The 8,040-nt window shown below is 57.9% G+C and carries 7 protein-coding genes; all 7 read left to right on the top strand.

All coding sequences use genetic code 11. The features are described 5' to 3' along the window. Nucleotides 1–1,775 (top strand): site-specific DNA-methyltransferase (locus tag AC1U7K_RS16645; protein ID WP_480252767.1); only part of this gene is annotated, 1,775 nt, incomplete at its 5' end. Then, nucleotides 1,762–2,208, top strand: coding sequence for a hypothetical protein (locus tag AC1U7K_RS16640; RefSeq protein WP_480252766.1), 447 nt, complete (start codon nucleotides 1,762–1,764; stop codon nucleotides 2,206–2,208). The genes AC1U7K_RS16645 and AC1U7K_RS16640, both read left to right, overlap by 14 nt. Before the next feature lie 93 nt (nucleotides 2,209–2,301). After that, nucleotides 2,302–4,845: a DEAD/DEAH box helicase family protein gene (locus AC1U7K_RS16635; protein ID WP_480252765.1), complete on the top strand. Its 2,544-nt coding sequence runs from the start codon at nucleotides 2,302–2,304 to the stop codon at nucleotides 4,843–4,845. After that, nucleotides 4,845–5,438 carry a hypothetical protein gene (locus AC1U7K_RS16630; RefSeq protein WP_480252763.1) on the top strand — a complete coding sequence of 198 codons (594 nt, stop codon included), beginning with the start codon at nucleotides 4,845–4,847 and terminating at the stop codon, nucleotides 5,436–5,438. The genes AC1U7K_RS16635 and AC1U7K_RS16630 overlap by 1 nt, the downstream gene beginning before the upstream one ends. Nucleotides 5,439–5,532: 94 nt before the next feature. Continuing rightward, a complete protein-coding gene (locus AC1U7K_RS16625) occupies nucleotides 5,533–6,075 on the top strand; it encodes a 7-cyano-7-deazaguanine synthase (protein WP_480252761.1) in 543 nt (180 codons plus the stop codon). 37 nt (nucleotides 6,076–6,112) lie between these two features. Then, a complete protein-coding gene (locus AC1U7K_RS16620; protein ID WP_480252759.1) occupies nucleotides 6,113–7,081 on the top strand; it encodes a hypothetical protein in 969 nt (322 codons plus the stop codon). Then, nucleotides 7,081–8,010, top strand: a complete 930-nt coding sequence (locus AC1U7K_RS16615) for a CBASS oligonucleotide cyclase (protein WP_480252757.1) — start codon at nucleotides 7,081–7,083, stop codon at nucleotides 8,008–8,010. Before AC1U7K_RS16620 ends, AC1U7K_RS16615 begins: the two co-directional genes overlap by 1 nt. The last annotated feature ends 30 nt before the right edge of the window (nucleotides 8,011–8,040 follow it).

Below are 8,040 nucleotides of genomic sequence, written 5' to 3'. Positions count from 1 at the left end.
CTGGCCAGCGTGGCTCGATTTTGTCAGCGCACTTCAGAGACAGGACACTAGGCGGCTTCCTTCGGCGAGAGCTCGACTTCTACATCAAGAACGAGGTGATGCACCTGGACGACGTGGAGAATGAGACCGCTCCGAGAGTGGAGCAGTACCTATCGAAGATCAGGGCAGTTCGCCGGATCGCCCACAAGCTCATCGACTTCCTGGCGCAGATCGAGAACTTTCAGAAGAAGCTCTGGCTCAAGAAGAAGTTCGTCGTGGAGACCCAGTATTGCGTGACGCTGGACCGCATCTTCGCCATCGAGGACGAGAAAGCGCGTGACTGGCTGATCGACGAAATCATCAAAAACGAAGCCCAGCGGGAAGAGTGGGAAAGCCTGTGCGCGATTAAACAGATTAAGGGGAACCTTGCCACGCCCGGTTATACTAACCCGCTCACGCCGGAATTCCTAAAGGCGCACCCAACTCTGATCATGGATACGCGCCACTTCCAGCCGGACTTCAAAATCCGTCTCCTCGCAGCCATTCCGGATCTGGACGGTATGACGGACGGAGTGCTTATCTACAGCGAGAACTTCCAGGCGTGCAGAATGATGACACCGCGGTGGGCAGGGGAAGTAACGGCGATATTTGCAGATCCACCCTACAACACTGGCGTGGACGGCTTCCCTTACAGGGACACGTACCAGCACTCGTCTTGGCTGGCCATGATCGAGAACAGAATCCGCGCAGCTCAGCCCTTGCTCTCGAAGATGGGACTCGCCTTTTTCACTATCGACTTTATCGAAGTCTCGAAACTGCGTCTCCTCTGCGATTACGTCTTGGGGGCAACGAACTTCCTTGCGGATATCGCTTGGGAGAAGAGATACACCAGGAGCAATAACGCAAAACGATTCTACAGCCTGAAGGACACAGTTCTTGCCTATCGTTCCTCAGAGACGGTCGACGTCATTCGAGAAGCAAGGAGCGAAAAATCAAAGGGGAACTATAGCAACCCGGACGCTGACCCGCGAGGGCCGTGGATTAGCTCGTCGTATGTTAATCCAGCCACTAAGGAACAACGCCCGAATCTCGTCTACAAGATAAAGAACCCTCATACTGGTACTGACGTTGAGCATCCGACTCACGCTTGGAAGTATGATCCGGAAACCCACCGTCAACATGTGGAGGACAAGCGCCTGTACTGGGGCCCCGACGGGTCCTATGAGTTCCCCAGATTGAAATCCTTTTTGAGTGAGGCGAGCCAAGGGATGGTTCCAATCGATGTCTGGCACCACGAAGACACGGGGACCACGGACGACGGAGGAAACGCAGTCAAGGATTTGTTCGGTAGCGCAGTCTTTGACAATCCAAAGCCCCCATCACTTGTACAACGAGCCTTCACACTGACTACGGGCCTCGCGGACATCCCACTCTTTCTCGACCACTTTGGCGGCTCCGGCACCACTGGCCACGCTGTCATCAACCTTAACCGCGAGGACGGCAGCCGACGGAAGTTCATCCTCGTCGAGATGGGCGATTACTTCTGGACCGTGCTCTTGCCCCGGATCAAGAAAGGTTATCTTCACACCGGAGTGGAAAGACGGAAAGCCCAGCCGCCAAGCAACAGAAGAGGAGACCAAGCGGAGCCCGCGTATCGTGAAGGTTCTGCGCCTCGAATCCTACGAAGATGCGCTCAACAATCTAGAGCTCATGCGGACGGTTCCACAGCAGATACTGCTCGAACAACATGCGGCATTCCGCGAGGACTACATTCTGCGGTATATGCTCGACGTTGAGGCTCTGGAAAGCCTATCCCTGCTGAACATCGAACGCTTCGAAGACCCCTTCAACTACAAGCTCAACATCGCGACCGGGACCGCCGGTGAGACCAGGCCGACGGTCGTGGACCTCGTCGAGACCTTCAACTACCTGATCGGTCTTCGGGTGAGGACGATTGACGACGTCCGCGGGGTCCGCGTCGTGACGGGCCTGAACCCGCAGGGCGAGCGTGTCCTGATCCTCTGGCGGAAGACCAAGGAGATGAACAACGACGTTCTCGACGCGTGGTTCCGCAAGCAGGGCTACAACACGAAGGACCAAGAGTACGATTTCATCTACGTGAACGGCGACAATAACCTTGAGAACCTCCGCAAGCTAGATCAGACCTGGAAGGTCCGGCTCATCGAGGAGGAGTTCAGGCGGCTCATGTTCGACGCGCAGGACGTGTAGGGGGGCTCAAGCGTGCCGAGAGGACGATCAAGACGAGGGAACCCGCGCGCGGGGGGCGACGAGCAGAGGCCCCTGCGTTTCGAGCAGCGGCTGGTGCTCCACCAGTGGCTGCTCGACCTGTTTGTCGTGCGCAGCTTCGACCACCTAACGTCCAACCTGAAGGCCCCGGAGTATGAAGGCTTCGACGAGAACAACATTACACGCTTCCACCATAACCTGAGGCTGCTCTTCGACAGGCCGGACCTGCCCCACGACCTGCTGCTGGCCTACGACCAGAACATCGTGCGTCACTGGCGGCGGATCACCGAAAGGCGGAATCACGCGGGGCCGTTCCTTTACCCGAAATACTTTCAGTACCTTGCGTTGCTATTTAGCGAGATCTATCTCGACCGGTACTTCTCGGATCCGGACAGGCTCCTCGCCCAACTCAATGACCACGTGGATTCGTTCAACCGGGGGGAGTACCCGATTCAGGGATCGCCTGTAGGACCTGTCCAGGAACAGAGCCGCATTGAGCCGTACACTGGGCAGGACCTGAACAAGGTCGCGTTCTGGATGGCGACCGGAAGCGGCAAGACGCTTCTGATGCACATCAACATCCTCCAGTATCAGCACTACCTGAATCTACACGGCGGCAGGCAGGTGAACCGCGTCATCCTCCTCACGCCGAACGAAGGGCTTTCGCACCAGCATCTGAAGGAGTTCCAACTTTCAGGTATCGACGCTGAGCTCTTCTCGAAGGAGGGGCGGGGCCTCTTCACCAGCCGCGCTGTGGAGATCCTCGACATCCACAAGCTTCGCGAGGAGATGGGCGAGAAGACCGTAGCCGTGGATGCCTTCGAGGGCAACAACCTCGTCCTCGTAGACGAGGGGCATCGCGGAACCAGCGGCGCGGAGATCGGCGCTTGGATGCAGAAACGGAATCAGCTCTGTGAGAACGGGTTCTCGTTCGAGTACTCTGCGACCTTCGGACAGGCGATGAAGGCCAGCGGGAATCGTGCGCTGGAGCATGTCTACGCCAAGTGCATACTATTCGACTACTCGTACAAGTACTTCTATGGCGATGGGTATGGGAAGGACTACCGTATCCTGAACCTGGCCGATGACTCGGACGAGAACATCCGCCGGCGATACCTGACCGCCTGCCTCCTCTCGTTCTACCAGCAGCTGAAGTTGTACCAGGAGCAGACCGGCACGTTTAGGCCGTTCCTGTTGGAGCGCCCGCTCTGGATCTTCGTCGGTGGGAGCGTCAACGCGGTCCGCACGCAGAACCGGCGGAAGGTTTCCGATGTCGTCGATATCCTTCTGTCCCTGGCGACCTTCGTGCGGGATCGCGGCGAAAGCGTCGCGTCCATCGAGCGGCTACTCGCCGGACGCTCAGGCCTCCTGGACGCCAAGGGACACGAGCTCTTCCAGGGGACGTTCCGGTATCTCAACACGCTCCACCTCACGCCCGACCAAGTTGTCGACGATATCCTGCGCGTCCTCTTCAATGCCACCACCACGGCCGCGCTGCACGTCGAGAACCTAAAGGGTACGGACGGCGAAGTTGCGCTCCGGCTGGGTGACAACGAAGCCTTCGGCGTGATCAACGTCGGTGACGCCTCGGCACTCTGCAAGCTCTGCGAGGAGCAGGAGGCACTCGTCGTCACGGGGAAGGAGTTCTCCGGCTCCCTTTTCCGCGCTCTAAACGACGAGGCCTCCACGATCAACATCCTGATCGGCTCGAAGAAGTTCACCGAGGGCTGGTCGAGCTGGCGGGTCAGCACCATGGGGCTCATGAACATCGGGCGCAACGAAGGCCCGCAGATCATTCAGCTGTTTGGTCGCGGCGTCCGGCTCAAGGGGAAGGACTTCTCCCTGAAGCGCAGCCGGAGGCTGGAGGGACAGGCTGCACCGAAGAACATCGAAACCCTCGAGACGCTCAATATTTTCGGCATCCGCGCGGACTACATGCGCCAGTTCAAAGAGTACCTCGAGGATGAAGGCCTGCCGGCGAACGAAGATCGGATCGAGTTCGTGCTCCCTGTGATCAAGAACCTTGGGAGCAAGAAGCTCAAGATGGTCCGCCTGCAGGATGGCGTTGACTTCAAAAAGGACGGACCCAAGCCTGCCCTGAATGAGCCTCCCGAATACCTGGTTCGGCACCCCGTCGTTCTAGACTGGTACCCGAAGCTTCAGGCGATGGTCAGTGGTGCCGGTCGGATGAGTGCCCAGGCGGTGGAACGCGATCGAGGGTTCTTTGAGGAGCCGCATCTGGCATTCATGGATTTCGATGCCATCTACTTTGAGCTTCAGCAGTTCAAGAACGAGCGTGCCTGGCACAACCTCACACTGCCGCGCGGGACCTGCCGACTCTCCTTATGCGGAAGGACTGGTATGTGCTGCTCATTCCCAAGGAAGAGATGCACTTCCGGTCGTTCCAACAGGTCCTGCGATGGCAGGAGATCGCGGCGGCCCTGTTCAAGAAGTACTTGGATCGGTACTACAAGTTCAGGAAGCAGGAATACGAGGGCGGCCACCTGGAATATCGAGAGCTGTCTGAGGACGATCCCAACTTTATCAGCGAGTATCGGCTGCTTATCGAGCAATCACGTGAAGACATCATCAAGAAGCTGGAGGAGATCAGGGACCTGATGAGAGCCGGCCGTCTCCAGAACGTGGAATTCCAGTCCCTATACGCCATCGCCTTCGGCCGCCACCTTTACGAACCGCTCATCTATGTTGGCAACGACGTCATCGAGATCAAGCCCGTCGTTCTGGATAATGAGGGCGAGCGCGACTTCGTACTGGACCTCCAGGCCTTCTGCGAGGCCAAGAAGGAATTCCTCAAGGGCAAGGAACTCTATTTACTTCGCAACATGAGCCGCGGGCGTGGTATCGGCTTCTTCGAAGCCGGAAACTTCTATCCCGACTTCATCCTCTGGCTGCTGGTCGGCGGCCGTCAGCTCGTCAGCTTTATCGATCCGAAGGGACTGCGCAATCTCGAGGGGCCAGATGACCCGAAAATTCGCTTTCACCTGACGATCAAGGACTTGGAGCGCCAACTGGGGGACCCGGCAGTCGTTCTGAATTCCTTCATCGTGTCGAGCACGCGCGTCCCGGAAGTGAGCTGGTGGGACGAGGGGATGACCAAGGAAGAGTTCGAAGCGCGGAACGTCCTCTTCCAGAGGGAAGACCGGGGCACCTACATCGAGAAGCTGCTGAGCAAGGTGAATGGTGGTCGGTGATGCCAAAGGAAGTCGTCGAAGGACTCGCAATGCCAACACCTCTTCCAGGCAATGGACAAAGCGAACACTAACGCACCGTCGCCCAAAGAATTCCGTGGACGTCCTCGTCAGCGGAGGCATCGACTCCGCTGCGCTGCTGGCTTTCTACCTACGTCAGCACTTCAACGTCCGGGCGCTGTTCGTTGACTTCGGACAGCCTGCCGCCAAACAGGAGTCACGGGCTGCAAGGTCGATCTGCAAGCACTATGGCATCCATCTGTCGGTCATTACCGTGAAGTGCAGGGGCACCTTCTCCACCGGAGAGATCCCGGGCCGAAACGCATTCCTGGTGTTCATGGCGATGCTGGTGTGCGGAGCACGATCCGGGATGGTCGCAATAGGCATCCACGAAGGACCGCCGTACTACGACTGCAGTGAGGGCTTTATTAAAAGCATCCAGACAGTCGTTGACGGATATGCGGCTGGAAGAATCAAAGTCGCGGCTCCGTTCCTCAAGTGGGATAAGCGAAGCATCTGGGAGTTGTGCAGAAAGCTCGGAGTGCCCGTCGACTCGACCTACAGCTGTGAAAGTGGCGGCACCCGTCCCTGCGGCGACTGCCTTTCATGCAAGGATCGGGAGGCCCTCAGTGCTCTGTAGAACCTCAAAACTCATTCATCCGGCATCCAGTGCATGCTTGGAGACACCGCTACTGGTTCCCTCGTTTTCCAGCAAGGCGTTTGGCTTCGGGCGCAATGGGGAGCCGGAAGTCCTGCGAGTTCTAAAGGCGGCACAAGAGTTCATCACGAGGACGTGCCTCATAAGCGCCTACGACCTCCACTACAAGTACATCCCCGAGGCACAGGATCTCGCAGTAAACGTCGATCTCATGTTCCTGGACAGCGGTGGTTACGAGGTTTCCAACGACCGTGATTTGTCGGCGGTTGAGAAACCAGTCCATCGACCCGAGGAATGGGATGCTGCGAAGCTTCAGGCCATCGTTGTTCGCTGGCCAGCGAGTCTTCCCGCGGTCTTCGTCAGCTACGATCACCCAAAACATAGGAGACCAGTGACGGACCAACTCCGCGATGCCAAACAAGCCATGCTGACTCAGCCCGCGCATCTCCATTCGTTTCTGTTGAAGCCGCAGACCAAGGATGAGTACACCCTGGAATCCGCCCTCCAGGCGCTCGGTGGGCAGATTCGAGAACTCGCAGGTTTTCAGCTCCTTGGCGTGACGGAGAAGGAACTTGGCAACTCCCCACTGGAGCGGATGGTTCGTATCGCCAACCTTCGGCGAGCTCTCGACGATGCGTCTCTACATATCCCCATTCATGTGTTCGGTGCGCTCGATCCGCTCTCAGTCTGCCTTTATTTCGTTGCTGGCGCTGAGGTGTTCGATGGCCTCACGTGGTCCCGATACGCATACAGCTCGGGGCGATGCCTCTATGTCCATAACAACGCAACCGTGACGTATGGCCTCGAGGTCAATGACGACGAGGCGCGCGTGCGTACAATCAAGGACAACCTGCGCTACCTGGATCAATTAGAAAGGTCGCTCCGACGATTCGCGGAAACGCGTGATTGGGCCCGATTAAATGACAACCGAGACCTCGTGCGAGCAGCCACGGAACTAATGCAGCGCCAGCTGGAGAGGAGCGAGTAATGGGAGGTTCAGGTGGCGGCTACTTCAAGGGCAGCGGAGACCCTGGCGAGCTCGCAAGAAAACTACGCGACATGGAGGCCCAGACTCGAGATGAGGGGTACGAGACGGGTGTGAACCAGCAGCTCGGGGAGTTTCTCAAGGACTTCAACGACCGAGATGCGGCGGGTACGAGAGAGATCCTGGATGACGTCAAAAAGGAACTCGGCAAGGAGATCGGCGGGACCGTTGACCTGGTTTACGGTGGGTCAGTTTCCCGCCACACCTATCTTGAGGGTCTGAGCGACACGGACGCGCTGGTGATCATCGACCCGGACGAGGTCGGGAGGAAATCACCAGAACGATTGAAAGACCGCTTCGCACAACGGCTGCGAGAGCTCTTCGGGGACGAAAACGTGAAGGTCGGAGACCTGGCTGTCACTGTGACGGTCCGTGGCAAGGAGGTCCAGCTGCTGGCCGCCATGCGGGACGGCGAAGGCTATCGGATTGCCGCACCCGATGGACGATCCTGGTCCAAAATCAATCCGGGCGCATTCGCCGAAAAACTCACGCAAGCGAACAAGGCAGTGGACGGCAGGCTGATTCCCACAATCAAGATCACGAAGGCCATCATCGCCACGCTTCCAAAACAGCAGCAACTTACCGGCTACCACGTTGAGTCGCTTGCGATCGAAGCCTTCAAGAACTACGAGGGCCAGAGAACCTACAAGGCCATGGTTGCCCATTTCTTTGACCGGGCGGCGGAATTGGTGAAGGCACCGATAGTGGATCGAAGCGGGCAGTCTGTGTACGTGGATGAATACCTCGGTGCAGCGAACTGTCAGGGGCGACGAGTCGCATCCCAGGCTCTCCAGAGGGTGCAGCGGAAACTACAGAACGCGGATGCGTCAAAGAGCGTGGATGCTTGGGCCGAATTGGTAGGAGGCCCGTAGGATGCAGGGCCCAGGGGATGTGACCATGTG

The organism is Nitrospira sp. Vd2 (assembly GCF_979581665.1).
The sequence above is the reverse complement of the archived record's forward strand: the minus strand, read 5'-3'. Positions and strand labels throughout refer to the sequence as shown.

Coding starts and splice junctions, on each gene's coding strand:
- AC1U7K_RS16640 (WP_480252766.1), top strand. CDS start 1,762: ATGCTCGACGTTGAGGCTCTGGAAAGCCTATCCCTGCTGAACATCGAA.
- AC1U7K_RS16630 (WP_480252763.1), top strand. CDS start 4,845: ATGAGAGCCGGCCGTCTCCAGAACGTGGAATTCCAGTCCCTATACGCC.
- AC1U7K_RS16615 (WP_480252757.1), top strand. CDS start 7,081: ATGGGAGGTTCAGGTGGCGGCTACTTCAAGGGCAGCGGAGACCCTGGC.